14 protein-coding genes and 1 pseudogene are annotated in these 15,881 nt (G+C 66.3%); 7 read left to right on the forward strand and 8 right to left on the reverse strand.

Features of this window, described 5'->3' with window-relative positions; translation table 11 throughout:
- The first annotated feature begins 7 nt into the window (after positions 1 to 7).
- From cobG to BN973_RS17350, 3 genes are read left to right on the forward strand one after another with little or no spacing between them, the layout of a single operon-like run.
- Positions 8 to 1,108: a precorrin-3B synthase gene (gene cobG, locus BN973_RS17340; RefSeq protein ID WP_036472609.1), complete on the forward strand. Its 1,101-nt coding sequence runs from the start codon at positions 8 to 10 to the stop codon at positions 1,106 to 1,108.
- 9 nt (positions 1,109 to 1,117) lie between these two features.
- Complete coding sequence (locus tag BN973_RS17345; RefSeq protein WP_036469660.1) at positions 1,118 to 1,744, forward strand: precorrin-8X methylmutase; 627 nt, start codon at positions 1,118 to 1,120, stop codon at positions 1,742 to 1,744.
- A complete protein-coding gene (locus BN973_RS17350) occupies positions 1,741 to 3,219 on the forward strand; it encodes a precorrin-2 C(20)-methyltransferase (protein ID WP_036469662.1) in 1,479 nt (492 codons plus the stop codon). The genes BN973_RS17345 and BN973_RS17350 overlap by 4 nt, the downstream gene beginning before the upstream one ends.
- On the opposite strand, the gene BN973_RS17355 is transcribed toward BN973_RS17350, so the two are convergent.
- Positions 3,220 to 4,782: a PPE domain-containing protein gene (locus BN973_RS17355; RefSeq protein WP_036469664.1), complete on the reverse strand. Its 1,563-nt coding sequence runs from the start codon at positions 4,780 to 4,782 to the stop codon at positions 3,220 to 3,222.
- Between the two features lie 114 nt (positions 4,783 to 4,896).
- On the opposite strand from BN973_RS17355, the pseudogene BN973_RS31740 reads away from it, so the two are divergent.
- Positions 4,897 to 5,544: pseudogene (locus BN973_RS31740) on the forward strand (DUF2275 domain-containing protein); the annotation flags it as partial.
- Between the two features lie 150 nt (positions 5,545 to 5,694).
- The gene (gene sigC, locus BN973_RS31745) at positions 5,695 to 6,249 is read left to right on the forward strand and encodes an RNA polymerase sigma factor SigC (RefSeq protein WP_232232213.1); all 555 of its coding nucleotides are present in this window, start codon (positions 5,695 to 5,697) and stop codon (positions 6,247 to 6,249) included.
- Here sigC and BN973_RS17365 read toward each other — a convergent pair.
- The 4 genes from BN973_RS17365 to BN973_RS17380 are packed head-to-tail and all read right to left on the reverse strand — an operon-like array spanning position 6,246 to position 9,629.
- Positions 6,246 to 6,971, reverse strand: coding sequence for a cobalt-precorrin-6A reductase (locus BN973_RS17365; RefSeq protein WP_036469666.1), 726 nt, complete (start codon positions 6,969 to 6,971; stop codon positions 6,246 to 6,248). The two genes, sigC and BN973_RS17365, sit on opposite strands and share 4 nt — an antisense overlap.
- Positions 6,971 to 7,726, reverse strand: coding sequence for a precorrin-4 C(11)-methyltransferase (cobM, locus tag BN973_RS17370; protein ID WP_036472612.1), 756 nt, complete (start codon positions 7,724 to 7,726; stop codon positions 6,971 to 6,973). The genes BN973_RS17365 and cobM overlap by 1 nt, the downstream gene beginning before the upstream one ends.
- Complete coding sequence (locus tag BN973_RS17375) at positions 7,723 to 8,883, reverse strand: bifunctional cobalt-precorrin-7 (C(5))-methyltransferase/cobalt-precorrin-6B (C(15))-methyltransferase (protein ID WP_036469668.1); 1,161 nt, start codon at positions 8,881 to 8,883, stop codon at positions 7,723 to 7,725. The genes cobM and BN973_RS17375 overlap by 4 nt, the downstream gene beginning before the upstream one ends.
- Positions 8,880 to 9,629 carry an SDR family NAD(P)-dependent oxidoreductase gene (locus BN973_RS17380; RefSeq protein ID WP_036472615.1) on the reverse strand — a complete coding sequence of 250 codons (750 nt, stop codon included), beginning with the start codon at positions 9,627 to 9,629 and terminating at the stop codon, positions 8,880 to 8,882. The genes BN973_RS17375 and BN973_RS17380 overlap by 4 nt, the downstream gene beginning before the upstream one ends.
- 35 nt (positions 9,630 to 9,664) lie before the next feature.
- On the opposite strand from BN973_RS17380, the gene BN973_RS17385 reads away from it, so the two are divergent.
- Positions 9,665 to 10,078, forward strand: a complete 414-nt coding sequence (locus BN973_RS17385) for a F420-dependent biliverdin reductase (protein WP_036469669.1) — start codon at positions 9,665 to 9,667, stop codon at positions 10,076 to 10,078.
- A gap of 23 nt (positions 10,079 to 10,101) precedes the next feature.
- Here BN973_RS17385 and BN973_RS17390 read toward each other — a convergent pair whose 3' ends face one another.
- From BN973_RS17390 to BN973_RS31405, 3 genes are all read right to left on the reverse strand, one after another.
- A complete protein-coding gene (locus BN973_RS17390; protein WP_084163436.1) occupies positions 10,102 to 10,638 on the reverse strand; it encodes a TNT antitoxin family protein in 537 nt (178 codons plus the stop codon).
- Entirely contained in the window at positions 10,635 to 13,367 is a 2,733-nt protein-coding gene (locus BN973_RS30605; protein ID WP_036469670.1) for a TNT domain-containing protein, read from the reverse strand. Before BN973_RS30605 ends, BN973_RS17390 begins: the two co-directional genes overlap by 4 nt.
- 376 nt (positions 13,368 to 13,743) lie before the next feature.
- Positions 13,744 to 14,007: a hypothetical protein gene (locus BN973_RS31405; RefSeq protein ID WP_036472620.1), complete on the reverse strand. Its 264-nt coding sequence runs from the start codon at positions 14,005 to 14,007 to the stop codon at positions 13,744 to 13,746.
- A 292-nt stretch (positions 14,008 to 14,299) separates the two neighbouring features.
- Here BN973_RS31405 and BN973_RS17410 point away from each other — a divergent pair, with 292 nt between their 5' ends.
- Positions 14,300 to 15,874, forward strand: a complete 1,575-nt coding sequence (locus tag BN973_RS17410; RefSeq protein WP_139830102.1) for a putative alpha/beta hydrolase — start codon at positions 14,300 to 14,302, stop codon at positions 15,872 to 15,874.
- The last annotated feature ends 7 nt before the right edge of the window (positions 15,875 to 15,881 follow it).

A 15,881-nucleotide genomic window follows, 5' to 3' on the forward strand; every position in this document is an offset into this window, starting at 1 on the left:
GGAATACGTGCCCCGATCCCGCGACGCCGACGCTTGCCCTGGTGCGTTGCAGGTGCATCAGGCCGCCGACGGCGCACTCGTGCGCGTGCGACTGCCCGGCGGGATGATCACCGCCGCGCAACTGGCGGCGCTGGCCGCGATGTCCAGCGGCTTCGGCTCGGGAACCTTGGAGCTGACGGTGCGCGGCAATGTGCAGTTGCGCGCCATCACCGACGTGACGGCGGTCGCCGAGGGCATCGCCGATGCCGGGCTGCTGCCGTCCGCGACGCACGAACGCGTGCGCAACATCGTCGCCTCCCCGCTGTCCGGACGCGCCGGCGGACGCGCGGACGTGCGGGCCTGGGTGGGCGCGCTGGATTCGGCGATTTGCGCCGAGCCCAAACTGGTCGACCTGGGCGGCAGATTCTGGTTCAGCATTGACGACGGCCGTGCCGACGTGGCCGGGCTGGGCGCCGACGTCGGGGTGCACGTCCGCGAGGACGGTTACGCACTGTTGCTGATGGGGCGCGACACCGGCCTGCGGATGAACGCCGACGATGTGGTCGCGACACTGCTCGCAGTCGCGGTGCGGTTCACCGAGATACGCGAAAATGCTTGGCGTATCAACGAGTTGGATGACATCGAGGACCTGCTTCCCGGCGCCGACGTCAGCGCCGCCCCCGTTGCGCCGGTCGCCAGGCCACCGGTGGGCTGGATAGCCCAGGATGACGGCCGGGTCGCGTTGGGCGCCGCGGTGCCGCTCGGTGTCCTGCCCGCGCAAACCGCGGAGTACCTCGCCGTGATCGAGGCACCCATGGTGATCACGCCATGGCGCTCGGTGCTGGTGTGCGACCTCGACGAGGGTGTCGCCGACGCCGCGCTGCGGGTGCTGGCCCCGCTGGGCCTGGTGTTCGACCAGAACTCCGGATGGCTGGACGTCAGCGCGTGCACGGGAAGCCCCGGCTGCGCACGCTCGGCCGCCGACGTGCGGGCCGACGCGGTACACCTGGTCGGGACGGATTCCGCGGTGCATCGTCACCTCGTCGGCTGCGAACGCGCGTGCGGCAGCCCGCCGACGGGACAGGTGCTGGTCGCCACCGGCGACGGATACCGGCTGCTCCGGCCGTAGGGTGAGCAGGTGCTCGACTACATCCGCGATGCGGCGGAGATCTATCGCCAGTCGTTCGCGACCATCCGCGCCGAAGCCGACTTGGCACGATTCCCCGACGACGTCGCGCAGGTCGTCGTCCGGTTGATCCACACCTGCGGGCAGGTCGACGTCGCCGAGCACGTCGCCTTCACCCGGGACGTCGTCGCGCGGACCAGCGCCGCGCTGCAAAACGGCGCGCCCGTGCTGTGCGATTCGTCGATGGTGGCCGCCGGAATCACCAAGGCACGGCTGCCCGCCGGCAATGAGGTGGTGTCGTTGGTGACCGATCCACGCGCACCCGAGCTGGCCGCGCAGCGGCACACCACCCGCTCGGCGGCCGGCGTCGAGCTGTGGGCCGATCGGCTCGACGGTGCGGTGCTGGCCATCGGCAATGCGCCGACCGCGCTGTTTCGGCTGCTCGAACTCGTCGACGAGGGGGCCGCGGCACCGGTCGCGGTGCTGGGCGGTCCGGTCGGCTTCGTCGGCTCGGCACAGTCCAAGGTCGAGCTGATCGAACGCCCGCGCGGGATGTCGTACCTGGTGGTGCGGGGACGCCGCGGCGGCAGCGCGATGGCCGCCGCTGCCGTCAACGCGATCGCGAGCGACGCAGAATGACCGCGCGGGGCACGTTGTGGGGGGTCGGGCTGGGGCCCGGTGACCCGGAGCTGGTGACCGTCAAGGCCGCTCGGGTGATCGGCGAGGCCGACGTGGTGGCCTATCACAGCGCCCGGCACGGCCGCAGCATCGCCCGCGGCATCGCCGAACCGTATCTGCGGCCCGGCCAGCTCGAGGAGCATCTGGTCTATCCGGTGACCACCGAGGTGAGCGACCATCCCGGCGGTTACGCCGGCGCGCTCGAGGACTTCTATGCGGAGGCCACCGAACGCATCGCCGGGCACCTCGACGCGGGACGCAATGTGGCGCTGCTGGCCGAGGGCGATCCACTGTTCTACAGCTCCTACATGCATCTGCACACCCGGCTGACGCAGCGGTTCGACGCCGTCATCGTGCCGGGCGTGACGTCGGTGAGCGCGGCGTCCGCCGCGGTGAGCACGCCGCTGGTGGCCGGTGACGAGGTGCTGTCGGTGCTGCCGGGCACCCTGCCGGTCGGCGAGCTGACGCGCCGGCTCGCCGACGCGGACGCCGCCGTGGTGCTCAAGCTCGGCCGCTCATATCATGCTGTGCGGGAAGCACTTTCGGCTTCCGGGCGGCTGGACGAAGCGTTCTACGTGGAGCGGGCCAGCACGGATACGCAACGCATCGCGCCGGCCGCGGATGTCGACGAGGCCAGCGTCCCGTACTTCTCACTGGCCATACTGCCGGGCGGTCGGCGGTTCGAGGAACGCGCGCCGGTCGGGGCCGTCGCGGTGGTGGGGCTCGGCCCCGGCGACCACGACTGGATGACACCGCAGAGCCGACGTGAGCTGGCCGCCGCGACCGACCTGATCGGCTACGGCAACTACCTCGATCGTGTCCCGGTGCGCGACGGTCAGCGGCGCCATCCCAGCGACAACACCGACGAACCCGCACGGGCACGATTGGCGTGCGCACTGGCCGAACAGGGACGCGCCGTGGCGGTGGTGTCGTCGGGTGATCCCGGAGTGTTCGCGATGGCCACCGCCGTCCTCGAAGAGGCCAAACAGTGGCCGGGAGTAGAGATTCGGGTGATCCCGGCGATGACCGCGGCTCAGGCGGTCGCCAGCCGGGTCGGCGCGCCGCTGGGTCACGACTACGCGGTGATCTCGTTGTCGGACCGGCTCAAGCCGTGGGACGTGATCGAGACGCGCCTGGCCGCCGCGGCCGCAGCCGATTTGGTGCTGGCCATCTACAACCCCGCGTCCAAGAGCCGGACCTGGCAGGTCGGAGCCATGCGCGACGTCTTGCTGACCCATCGCGAACCGGGAACGCCAGTTGTCATCGGCCGCAACGTATCCGGGCCCGACGAAGACGTCCGGGTGGTGCGGTTGGCCGACCTGGATCCCGCCGACGTCGACATGCGGTGCCTGCTGATCGTCGGATCGTCTCAAACCCAGTGGTACCCAGGCGATTCCGGCGACAGAGTGTTCACACCGCGGCGTTATCCGATTTAGTCAGTCCTTGCCCCAGGTGTTCGGCAGCATCGGCAACGACGGCCCGTCATTGAGCCCGTCACCGGCCAGCGTGGTCAGCCCCGCGGCCTGGCCCGCCCCGGATTTGGCTGCGGCCCCGGCAAATCCGAGCGGCCCGGCGCCGGACTCCCCGGCCGAGGTGACGGGCTCGTCGTCCGGCCCGGTGGGCGTGTCCTCGAGGTTCATGAATTCGTAGCGGTAGGCCTTGTCCTTGACGTCTTGGGCCCGACGCCGACGGGCCTTCAACCGCTCCTTGGCGGAGGCCGCCGCGGCGCCGGCCGGCGCGTCGGCGTCGTCGGGTGCGGGCTCCTCGGACTTGCGGCGGGAACGATTGCGTGCGCTGGCGCTGCCGGACAATCCCGACAGTCCGACCGCCCACAGCGCGTCGGACATGCCGGCGCCCAGCCCGGTCGTGCTCGTCGGGCCGAAGCCCACGCCCGGAGGACCACCGGCCGGGGGGGCTCCGTGCGCGGGCATAGCGGTCGCCGTTGCCGGAGCGGGTGCGGGCGCGCTGGCGCTCGAAGACGTCGGCACATTGCCGAAACTTGCGGGGGCCGGCGCGGTGGGCATCGGTGTGGGCGCCATCGCCGGCACTGGCTGGATCGCCAGGGGAACCGCGGTGCTGACCGCGATCGCCGTCGCCCCCGCGGCCGCACCGGCACCAGCCGCGGCCGCAACCGCCATCATGGCCGGGACGGCGACGACGGCCAGTTGCACCGCGACCTGGATGAACGGCCAGAAGATCATCAGGGTGTGGAAGATGGCCCAGCCGAGCGCGCTCGACAGGGCCGGCGAAAGACCGAGTTGCCCGAAGAACGAGGCGAGGCTGTTGACCCAGGGCACCGGCGGGAAGGGCCACCCACCGGGGTTCAGGTCCTTGGACACCGGCCACGCGAAGTTACGGGTGTACTGCTGCAGCCATTGGGTGAGCTGATCCATCCAGGACGGATACTGTGGCGCCGCGGTGGTGGTTTGTTGCTGGGTGGTCGACGACGTGTCCGCGGCCGCCGTCATGATCTGCGGGGCCGGCGTGGACGGCGGAACCGCGGCGAGCGCGGATTCGCTGACCGCCTCATAGGTGCTCATCGTCGTGGCGGCCTGCACCCACATGCGGGCGTAGTCGGCCTCGTTCACGGCGATCGGGATCGTGTTGATGCCGAAGAAGTTCGTCGCGACCAGGGCGCCGTGGATGGCGTGATTCGCCGCGAGCTCGCCCATCGTGGGCATCGCCGCCAGCGCGGCCGTGTAGGCGGCCGCGGCCGTCTCGTGCAATGCGGCCGCGGTCGTGCTGTCCGCGGCGCTGGCCAGCAGCCAGGTCAGATACGGCGCGTGGGCGGCGACGTACTGCTCCGCGCTCGGGCCCTGCCACTCGCCGGCCTGCACGGCGCCCAGCAGCCCGGTGAGTTCGTCGGCGGCCTCGGTGTATTCGGTGCTCAACGCCGACCACGCCCCCGCGGCCGCCAGCAGCGCGCCGGGTCCGGGCCCGCTGCTCAGCAGGGTGGAGTGCACCTCTGGTGGAAATGCGAGCCAGATCGGGGCGGTCATCGACGCGGGCCTTCCGGGAGATGTGGGCTGTTCTTAGTGGTCGTCGCGCCGCGGGTTTTAGTTCCACCGGGTTTCGTCTTTGCGCCGGGCGCGCGCATGCGCAACGATGCAGGGATGCGGTGTGACGTTGCGCGTGAGGCGCTTTCCGCCCGATTGGACGGCGAGCGAACGGAAGTGCTCGCGCAGCAGGTCGATGCCCACCTGGAGACGTGCCGCGGGTGCCGCACCTGGCTGATCGGCGCGGCCACCCAGACTCGGCGGCTGGCCTCGATCGAGCCCGGCGACGCACCCGACCTGGTCGCCCGGATCATGGCGAGCATCGACGAGGACCCCACCGCGCGTCACGGCTGGATGCGCGCGGTTCGAGCGCGCTACGCCCGGTGGGGACTGATCGCCGTCGGTGCCTTCCAGGTGGCGATCGCGGCCGCTCAAATCGGCGGAGTCAATTTCGGCATGGTGTCGCATCACATGCACGGGGCAATGTCCGGCGAACATCTGCTGCACGAGTCAACCGCGTGGTTGCTCGCATTGGGTGCGGCAATGGTCGCGGCCGGTATCTGGCCGATGATGGCGACCGGCGTCGCGGCGATCGCCGGTGCGTATTCGCTTGGGCTGATGGGTTATGTGGCCGCCGACATTCTGGACGGGCAGGTGACCGCGACTCGCGTCGCCAGCCACGTACCGCTGTTGCTCGGCCTGGTATTCGCGGTGTTGGTGGCGCGTGAGCGTACCGGCGGGCGCGGCTTCGCGGAGTCCGACTTCGACGCTTTCGACGGCGAGGTGCCGGCCAGCTTCGCCGGACGGCGACGCGGCCATCTGCGACCGATCAACCGCTCTGGATCGGACCTCGCCGCAGGCTCTACGACGGCCCGTCGTAGACTGTCCGAACCCGCGCAACGAAGGTGGTTGGCCATGACCGCGTCAAGCGACGACGAGGCCGTAACCGAACTTGCCTTGGCAGCCGCGCGCGGGAATGAGCGGGCCCTCGAGGCATTCATCAAGGCCACTCAGCAAGACGTCTGGCGGTTCGTCACGTACCTGTCCGACGCGGGCACCGCCGACGATCTGACTCAGGAGACTTTCCTGCGGGCGATCGGAGCGATCGAGCGCTTCTCCGGCCGCTCCAGCGCCCGCACGTGGCTGCTGTCCATCGCGCGCCGCGTGGTCGCCGATCACATTCGCCACGTCCAGTCGCGGCCGCGCACCGCGCCGGGCGCCAACCCCGAGCAGGTCCGCAACAGCGACCGCCACGCCCGCGGATTCGAAGAGTTGGTCGAGGTGACGACGATGATCGCCAACCTCACCCCCGAACAACGCGAAGCCCTGCTACTGACCCAACTGCTCGGTCTGCCCTACGCCGACGCCGCCGCCGTGTGCGGCTGCCCGGTGGGCACCATCCGGTCCCGCGTGGCCCGTGCCCGCGACGCCCTGCTGGCCGACGCGGAACGCGACGACCTCACCGGTTAGGTTTGGCGCGCAACCCAATCCGCGGCTTGCTCGACGGTGTCGACCTTGGTCACACCTGCAGGCAACGGCGGCCGCTGCACCATTACCACCGGAATATCCAGTGCCGCAGCGGCATCCAGCTTCGCTCGGGTCATGTCACCCCCGCTGTTCTTGGTCACCAGGGCGTCGATGCGGTGATCGCGCATGATCGCAATTTCGTCGTCGTAGCGATACGGCCCACGGGACAACAGCAACTCGTGATGGCGGGGCAATGTTCGGGCGTCGGGTTCGGTGACCGCGCGAATCAGAAACCACGCGTCGCTGCCCGCGAAGGCTTTGGTTCCCGAGCGGCCGGTGGTGAGGAAAACCCGTCGATAGCGGTGGTTTTCGACGACTTGCGCGGCTTCGATGTCTGACTTTACGACGTGCGCCCCGTCGGGATCCCAGGCCGGGCGGGCCAATACCAGATGCGGGATCTCTAGTTCGCCACATGCCTGCGCGGCGTGCGCGGTCATGGTTGCCGCGAACGGATGGGTCGCATCGACGACGGCGCCGATGTGTTCGTCGTGTAGCCAGCTTTTTAAGCCGTCGACGCCGCCGAACCCGCCGATGCGCACCGAGCCGGCGGGCAGCGCCGGATCCGGCACCCGGCCCGCCAGTGAGCTGATCACGTCGACGTGGGGGCTTAATGCCTTGGCGAGCGCCCGCCCCTCGGCGGTGCCGCCGAGCAAGAGCACCCGCATCAGTGTCGGCCTCTTGCGCGGCGCGCGGTCGAGTACAGGTAGCTGTCGGTGAAGCCCTCGGCGGCAAGCACATCGCCGACGATGATGACGGCGGTCTTGGTGATGTTGGCCTCGCGCATCTGGTCGGCGATGGTTTGCAGTGTGCCGCGCAACACGGTTTGCTGCGGCCAGCTCGCGAAAGCCACTACCGCTGACGGTGTTTCCGGACCGTGGCCGCTGGCGAGTAGCTGCGGGACGATCGCGTCGATCTGGGCGGCGGCCAGGTGCAGCACTAATGTACCGCCCGATTTGGCGAGGGTTGCCAGGTCTTCGCCGGGCGGCATGGCTGTCGAGAGGGTAGCTACGCGGGTCAAGGTGACCGTCTGCGCCACGCCCGGAACGGTGAGCTCTCTGCGCAACGCGGCGGCTGCCGCAGCGAAAGCCGGTACGCCGGGCACGATTTCGTAGCCGACGCCCAGCGCGTCGAGCCGCCGGCATTGTTCGGCCAGCGCGCTGTACAACGACGGATCACCGGAGTGCAGCCGGGCGACGTCGTGGCCTTTGTCGTTCGCGGCGACGAGCTCGGCGACGATCTGCTCGAGCGTCAACGGCCCGGTGTCAACGACTTTCGCGCCGGGCGGGCACAGGGCGAGCAGGTCGTCGGGCATGATCGAACCCGCGTACAGACATGTTTCGCATCGCTGCAGCAGCCGTTGGCCGCGTACGGTGATCAGGTCGGCGGCGCCGGGGCCGGCACCGATGAAGTACACCGTCACTTCGTCACCGTCCACTGGGTGACCGGGTATTGCGGACGCCAGCCGGTGAAGGCGCCGAGCGCCTCGCCCTGGTAGAGCTGAAATCGTCGCAGCTCGCCTTTTAGTTTCGAATGTGCTTGCAGCACAACGGCTTCGGATTCGGTGGTGACGGTGTTGGCGACCAGACGGCCTCCTTTCGGGAGTCGCTCGAGGCAGGCATCGAGCAGGCCTGGATGGGTCAGGCCGCCGCCGATGAAGATGGCGTCCGGCGGTTGGGCGCCGTCGAACGCATCGGGCGCTGCGCCGCGCACGTCGACGGTGACGCCGAACGCCGCGGCATTGAATTCGATGTTGGTGCGCCGCTTTTCGTCTTGCTCGAACGCCACCGCGGTGCAGCCCGGCCAACTGCGACACCATTCGACGGCGATGCTGCCCGAGCCCGCGCCGACGTCCCACAGCCGCTCGCCGGGCCGCGGCCTCAAGGCCGCCAAGGTGACCGCGCGGATGCCGTGTTTGGTGATCTGCCCGTCGTGGACGAACGCGTCGTCGGGCAGAGGCGTGATGCGCTCGTCGGGCAGGTAGCGGACGGCGATCACGTTGAGGTCGTCGACGTCCTTGTTGCCCCACTGGCGGGCGGTGCCGTCGCGGCGGCGTTCGCCCGGGCCGCCGAGTTGTTCGAGCACGCTGAACTCGGAATCGCCGCGACCGTGCGCGGTGAGCAGTTCGCTCAAGGCATTCGGCGTGGTCCCGTTTTGCGACAACACGATCGCTTGGCCGCCGCGCCGCACCGCGGTGTGTGGCGGCGCGGTGACCAGGCTGATCACCTCGGTCTCGTGGACGTTCCAGCCCATTCGGGCGCAGGCCAATGTCACCGCCGAGATATGCGGCAGGACTTTCACTTTTTCCGCGCCGTAGCGGCGGATCAGGGTGTTGCCGATGCCGTGCATGAGCGGGTCGCCGCTGGCGACGATGTGGATGTCTGGGCCGTCGAGCGGCAGTGCTTGCACGGCGGGCAGCATCGGCGACGGCCACTGTCTGCGTTCGGCGGTCACCGTGTCGTCGAGCAGTTTCAGTTGTCTTTCGGCGCCGTAAACAACTGTGGCCGTTCGTAATTCGTCGCGGGATTTTTCGCCGAGCCCGGCCATGCCGTCGGCGCCGATGCCGACCACGACGATCATCGCGGCATCCTGCGCCAGATGATTTGCGGCAGCATCCGCATGACGGCCGCCGCGGGACCCAGCGCCCACGGGATCCACACCGTGCGCCGTCCCTTGGCCAGCGCACGCGCGGTGGCGGCGGCCACCTGCTGCGGAGTGCTGGACAGCGGCGCCGGCGTCATGCCCTCCGTCATACGCCCGATCACGAAGCCGGGGCGCGAGATGAGCAAGTGCACCCCGCTGCCGTGCAGCGCGTCGGCCAGGCCGCTGGCGAAGCCATCCAGGCCGGCCTTCGCCGACCCGTAGACGTAGTTGGCACGACGCACCCGCGCGCCGGCGATCGAGGAGAACACCACCAGTTGGCCACTGTTGCTTTTGCGCATGGCGTTAGCCAGATGGGTGAGCATGCTGACCTGGGCGACGTAGTCGGTGTGCACGACGGCCACCGCGTGCGCGGCGTCGGCCTCCGCGCGGGCCTGGTCGCCGAGGATCCCGAAGGCCAGCACCGCGGTGCCGATGGGTCCATGTTCGGCGATGACTTCAGCGACCAGCGGGCCGTGTGACGCCAGGTCGTCGGCATCGAACTCTCGGGTGTGTACGGCCTTGGCGCCGGCTTGCTGGAGCGCGGCGACCTGCGCATCGAGCTGGTCGGCCCTGCGCGCGGCCAGCACCACCGTGGCGCCTGGGGCCAGCAGTCGCGCGAGTTCGATGCCGATCTCGCTGCGGCCACCCAGAATGAGAACTGGACCTGCGCCCGTGTCGTCCACGGCTGCGATTATCACCTGCGCTAGCGTGAGCGGTGATGGCGAACACCACGACACGGCTCACCAACGACGCTTTGGCGTTTCTGTCCGAACGCCATCTGGCGATGCTGACCACGCTCCGGGCGGACAACTCGCCGCATGTGGTGGCCGTCGGATTCACCTTCGATCCCACCACCCACATTGCGCGGGTGATCACCAGCGGGGGCACGCAGAAGGCCATCAACGCCGACCGTGCCGGCGTCGCCGTGCTCAGCCAGGTCGATGGCGCGCGCTGGATTTCGCTCGAGGGCAGTTCCAAAGTGAACAGCGACGCCGACGCCGTGCGCGATGCCGAGTTGCGCTACGCGCAGCGCTATCGCACTCCCCGGCCCAATCCGCGGCGCGTGGTCATCGAAGTTCAGGTGGAACGGGTGCTCGGCTCGTCAGATCTGCTCGACCGCGGCGGCGAGTAGCTAGGCAATAGCAGCTCCTAGAACTATCGGAGTTCAAAGAGAGGCTTGCCGTCTATATCAAGGGCCGATGCCTGGATCTCTTCAATTGTTGCCGTCAGGTATAGCGACAGCTTTACGAGGTCCGCTGTACCAGTTATTTGATCCGTGCTGCCAACGGCGACGAGCGCGCCATCCGCGGCGATCAACGCCCGATGGTCACCGTGGTCAAATTCTCGCGTCTCAATTCTGAAACCAGGCAGGAGCTCCTCTGCAGCGATTGGTACTTTCACGCGCGGCAAGTCTCGTTGACTCCTAATACTCAAACCGAACCGTCCGAAGAAGTATCGTTCGATAGTGGCCATCAGCGGAGCAGCTAGAATAAACTGCTCAGGGCCCATGCGGTCAGAATCTGTAATGATAAACAACCCGTTTTTACTTTGGCCGATCAAGAGCCGAATCTCGCCTAAAGATGCCGCAAATATTGCCCGACCATCATCCGTCTTAGCCCCCGGGGTCAGCGTGTAGCCCGCGAGCTTCCCCCAGTCTTCTAGCTCCTTTGATATTTCTACGCGCTTTATCATTTCAACACGTCGCCGATCTCGAGTAGTTCTTCGATGGTCATCGCTCTCCCTGCACTGTCGAATATGCGAACCTGGATGGACCCGCCAGGTTGACCAAGCCCGGGAGCGACTTCAGAAACTTCGATCTTCCAGCCGTCGGGAAGGCTCTCGAGCAGGTACGAGCTGTACGGATCGGTAAGACTGTTGACATGGAGTGCGCGTTCCTCCCACGAAGCTGGTCGCCCGTCGTCCATCACTGCCAAATACTTGCCCGCGTCGTTACCAATACGATCCAATTCTCTACCGTAGTACTTGGCGAATTGTTCTATATCAGTAAATGCAACTTTGGTGCCCGGCACCGCGCCACCGTTATCAGGGAAATTTATCCATTCTTCGCCCGTTGGGCCGAGCTTATTAAAACGTTCAGCATATTGCTGGGCAGTATATGCCTCCCCATGCGCATCGCGTCCGAAAATCGCATCCGGATCCTTGATCAGGTCCGCGACCGACGGCTTGATGTCAGCCGGCTCGGTCGGATCACCGACGAAGTCCCAATGGGCTTGCAAGGGCTCGCCATACAGCGGATCAGTCGCTTGGTCAGGCAACCGCTCCCATCCATCACCCGAGGGCTCATTCGAATGCACGGGATCAACAGGTTCTGCGTCGTGCGGGCTCACACGACCAGGTGCGCGCGGCCCATCACCGTCAGATGGCGGTCCGCCAGGCTTTCCGTCGTGTGGGGTAGCTGGTGGGTCACTGCCACCAGGAGGACCCCCGGCGTCGCTTGGTCCATGCGATCCCCCTCCGCTTGGCGTGGGCAGTTCACCGGAGGGCGCACTCGAGGGCGTGGGATGTGGAGTCGATCCATGGGGCGCCGCAGACGCATGTGCAGGGACCTGTTGTGCTGAATGCGCGGCAGGTGGTGCTGTTTCAAGCGGAGCACGTTCGGCCACCGGCGGTACGGGAAGCGAATTAGGTTCAGCTAGCTGTGGATTGCGCGACGGCAAATGCTCGCCAACCGCGGTCGGCGGGGGCACGGGCTCACGTAGGCCGCCCGTTGGCACCGGCGCCGGCTCACGCGGGCCTTCTGCTGACATCGGAGGCGGCGAAGGATCGTGCGGAGCAACGGGTGCGCTGGGGCTTCCCGGTGCTGGTGGATCGCCTGGGGTGGTCGGTGAGTGGGGTACGGCCGTACCGGGCGGCGCGGATTCCACAGGCCGTGGCGGCGGCCCGCTCGGAACCTCCACTCGTGGGGGGCCAACCGGACGACCGCCGGGCGGAAATTCCGTCGTGGGCAGATCGAGTTTGAGGTTGTCGAGATCTTTCGTCAGGTCGGTGCCGACTTTGCCGAGGTCGCCCAGCGCACCGGTCGTCAACCCAAACTCCCCCAGCTCTCCGGCACGCCCCGCTGCGCCAGCGCCTTCTGCGCCCTCTTCGGCGCCACGTGCGGCCGCAGAACCTGCTTTCGCCCCCGCGCCAGCTTCTCCGAGTCCGGGGAACACGAACGTCGCGGCGTCGAAAAGGTTCTCTCCGAATCCCAATCCCGGTCGAGCGGTGCTCCAATCTTGAAGGTGCAGAAGCGATTTCAACATCTGCAGATTCGCTAACCCGCCCTCTCGTGGATGCAGAATCTCGTTCAGCAAGCTCGCTTTGAACTGGCTTTCTGCCATGCCCTTCCAAGTAGCCTCGGCTCCTTTGGGATCGAGGAGCAACCACGGCGGGCCCAAATCTGCCAGGCCGAGGGCCGCTTGCGCGGCTCCTTTGGCCACTCCCTCATTCGCGTTGACAAAAGTGTCGAAAACGGTGGCAGCCTGGTTTCCGACTGCGTCGCCTAGAAAGTGCGTGAACTGACCGCGCATGAACTTCTCCATGTCGACGACCAAGCCGTCGGCGACCTGCATCAGCACCCTGATGCCCTGCTCGAAAGCCCGTGCTTCCCGGCCCAAGTCGTGCAACACGGCGTTGACGTCACGTGCGATCCTCATGATTTCTTCGAACGCATCGCCATCGAGTACCGAGACCACGTCGTGCCAGATGTCAGTCAGCGACTCCAAGCGGTGCAACAGATTTCGGATATCGTTTTGGGCTTTAGCAACGTGGTCGGCGAAATCGTCGAGGGTGTGGGCAATCGCCCTGCACCCCTCCCCCAACTTGGCCATCGCGTCGCCGATGTGCGACAAGACGTGATCGATTTTTTCCCCCTCGGGGATCTGCTGCGTACCGACCAGCGTCCTCGACCCATTCAGGGCACCTTGCATTCCGCTGACGGCCGAGCTGAACGTGCGCCAGCACCCGGCCGCAGCATGAAGCGCCGCCACATCGCCGTTGGGCCACACGTCGTCGACGAAGGATTGCACCACCGCCCATAGCAGCGGAGGGGGCTCTCCAGGGCCTAATGTTCCCGGCGGTCCGGGGGCGCCGATCTGAACCGGCTGTGTTGGTGGCTGCAACACGTCGGCACCGCCACCCAGTCGCGAGGCAGCCTCGGCCTTCGACCAGTTCGACGCGTCGACTTGTATCAGGGCGCCGTTGCGGCGACACGCATTGATCGCTGCCGCCGCGGCTTTCAACAGCGACTCCGATATCGCTTGATACGACAGCCCGAACACCTCACCGGCGACATCCAGGCCCGTGTTGGCGCCGAAACCAGCCGTCAATACCCTCATAGCCGCTTCGAGGCCGTCGCCCGCTGCAACCACGGCGCTGCCCGCAGCGGACAGCGCGTCTGGGTCGACAGCGATCGGGGCCACGCGCGAGATTCTTGCGCGGGCCCGCCGTCGGCGCTATTCACCCGCGGATCACGCCACGACTCATCGACTGACAGGGACCGCGCTATTTCTACTTGCTAGTTGAGGAGGGGATTTCCGCCTGTATCGACGGCAGATCTGTTCGATTGTCGACGTCGAGTTCTCGTGCTTTAGTTGGGATCGCGGCGCTCGAACTCGGTACCCGAAGTGTCGTCCCAGAACTTGGGGGACAACTCCGTCACCTGATCCTCAGGCGGGACAGCATCTCTTTGCTTTCGGAATTCGTCAAAGGCTTGTGGGGCTCGCGCCAACACGGCTTCGCTCGGTGGAGTGCGGCCAAGTTCTTCGGGTGTGGAAAAGATCTTTCCACCAATCTTTTTCATACCGACGTCCCGCGATTGCCGCCAGGCCTTTGCAACAGAAGGCCATCGTGTTCCCTCCTACGACAAGCCCTTACCAACGCGATTGCGGCTGAGCTGTCGCGCAGGAACTCACCATATTGATGCTGCGTAAGCTCGTAATATTCCTCGTAGTCGAGGACGCCGTCGCCCACGGGTATCGAGGCGTAGTACCAACCCGAAGTCGATTCAACGCCAATGGAATACAGGCCGTCCTTTGAGAAAAACGTGTCCTGAAAGTTCACCACCAGCGCCCCCTAACTTTTCGTTGGCCCCCAACGGTCCGCATCCAGCCGCCAGTGTGTGTCGAGGGTTGTTCTCGTCGGCCAGGTCGGATCTTGCCGTCTACGGTAAGCGCTGCCGAGGAGCGGTGGCAATTCAGTTGTCTGGCTTACCGCTTGCCGAGCTTGATGACGGTGAATTGACCGATATCGATTGCCGTGGTTAGCCTCACCAACCGAGTAGTCAGGGGGTGGCGATGTTCGCGGATACCGGACACGTGCGCTGGGCAGCACGCACGGAGCTGTTGGGACTGCGGTGCAACTCACTTGGATAAGCGTCCCAGAGCTGATCGCCGAAGCCGGCGGTGACCCCTGGGCAATCGACCAAAGCTTGCAAGTCGGTCGCCCGGCGCAGATTTCGGCCTTGGCAGGGGCCTTTCACGCTGCCGGTAGATGCACCTCAGAGTCCAGCAATGCATTCGAGGAAGCACGTCGTCGCTTTGAGGCGTCGTGGGATCGTCAGAACGGTGATCACCCGATCAATGACTCCGCCGAGGTGCAAAAGGTGGTCAAAGCGCTTGGCTCACAGTCTTTACAGCTCCCAAAAATCGGAGCTGAGTTGGAGCGCATTGCCGCCTCTTTGGCCGAAGCCCAACGTACCGGCGCGGTGTTCATCTCCAATTTGGAGATCCAATTAGAAGTTATTGACAGCCAACTCGGGGCAGCGCTCGCTCAGGAGAAGAGCGGACAACTCGCCGGCGCAGAAATAGCCATCGTTGCCCAACACATCACAGACCTTGCAGATCTCGCGGTCGCCGACACTAGGTCCGCGCTTAGCCAACTGAAATCAACCCGCGGCGCGTATTCCGGCGGCCTGCAAAGTGCGCTGAACACGCTCCGCACCGAGGGCTACGACGCGACCTCGATTGAGGCGATGGATGCGCCAGGAACTCCATCGAATGCCGGCGCCCAGGCCAAACGGCGACAGAACCAAATTGATGCGTTCACAAAAGTTTTCGGTCGACCGCCGACCTCGTCGGCCGACTGGGAAACCGCAGCAGCGCTAGATCCGAACTGTTACGAACCCAAGAACGGTGGTGCGCTGGCCAACATCGTCGTGGGACGCATCAACTCGGTCCCAGGACAGGGCGTGGTGCAGACGAACATGTTCATTCCGGGCCGCGCTGTATGGGACCCGCAGGTCGACTGGCCCCCGTACCATGACAATCTCGGGGATAACCGAGGTTTCTCCCCAACGGCCGGTCCCGAGGAGTCTCGGGTGTCGATATTTGTTGACTACGAGAACGGCATCATCGTTGCGCGGCAAAACCCGTCAATCGACGAAAAGACCGGTCAGGTTCGGACCGGATCACCCAGCATCTCTGCTGTCCAACAAAGCAACGGCGCCGTGCTGATCAAGTACAGCGCCGCCGACCCCTTCTCCCCGGGTGGGCCAGATCTCGCGAAGGCGACCTCATTCGATGTGAACGGCACCATCGCGATCGAACCAACACCCGCAGGTCCCCGCGTTGGGGGCAACGTCACAAACTTTCCCGCGACCGAAATCTACAGTCATCGGCCGGACGGAAACGTCTTGCCCCTCGTCCAGTCGTGGCCGCTTTTCGAGCATCGGGCCGGCGGACCCCTGGCTGGGCTTTGGTGGCACAAACCGTTCGGCGACCCAGCCCTTGAGCTGAGGTTCAATGATCAATACCCCGCCCCCCGACTTCCCGCGCTACCGCATCCCGGCCACCCGACTCCCGTAGCGCCACTTGGCCCGCCCCTTGTCACGAGCCCGCCCGGCATGTACTCCCTCGGACCTGTCGACCGTCCACCAGACATTGGGGTGCACGACCCGGTTGTAATGCTGCCGCCGTTGCCGGTCAAATAGAGAGAAT

Origin of the sequence: Mycobacterium triplex, assembly GCF_000689255.1 — a bacterium.
GTDB lineage: Bacteria > Actinomycetota > Actinomycetes > Mycobacteriales > Mycobacteriaceae > Mycobacterium > Mycobacterium triplex.

Excerpts from the sequence above, each read along its gene's own strand:
- BN973_RS17355 (WP_036469664.1), bottom strand. The coding sequence starts at position 4,782 with ATGACCGCCCCGATCTGGCTCGCATTTCCACCAGAGGTGCACTCCACC.
- BN973_RS17375 (WP_036469668.1), bottom strand. The coding sequence starts at position 8,883 with ATGATCGTCGTGGTCGGCATCGGCGCCGACGGCATGGCCGGGCTCGGC.
- BN973_RS17350 (WP_036469662.1), top strand. The coding sequence starts at position 1,741 with ATGACCGCGCGGGGCACGTTGTGGGGGGTCGGGCTGGGGCCCGGTGAC.
- BN973_RS17385 (WP_036469669.1), top strand. The coding sequence starts at position 9,665 with ATGGCGAACACCACGACACGGCTCACCAACGACGCTTTGGCGTTTCTG.
- sigC (WP_232232213.1), top strand. The coding sequence starts at position 5,695 with ATGACCGCGTCAAGCGACGACGAGGCCGTAACCGAACTTGCCTTGGCA.
- BN973_RS17390 (WP_084163436.1), bottom strand. The coding sequence starts at position 10,638 with ATGATAAAGCGCGTAGAAATATCAAAGGAGCTAGAAGACTGGGGGAAG.
- BN973_RS17365 (WP_036469666.1), bottom strand. The coding sequence starts at position 6,971 with ATGCGGGTGCTCTTGCTCGGCGGCACCGCCGAGGGGCGGGCGCTCGCC.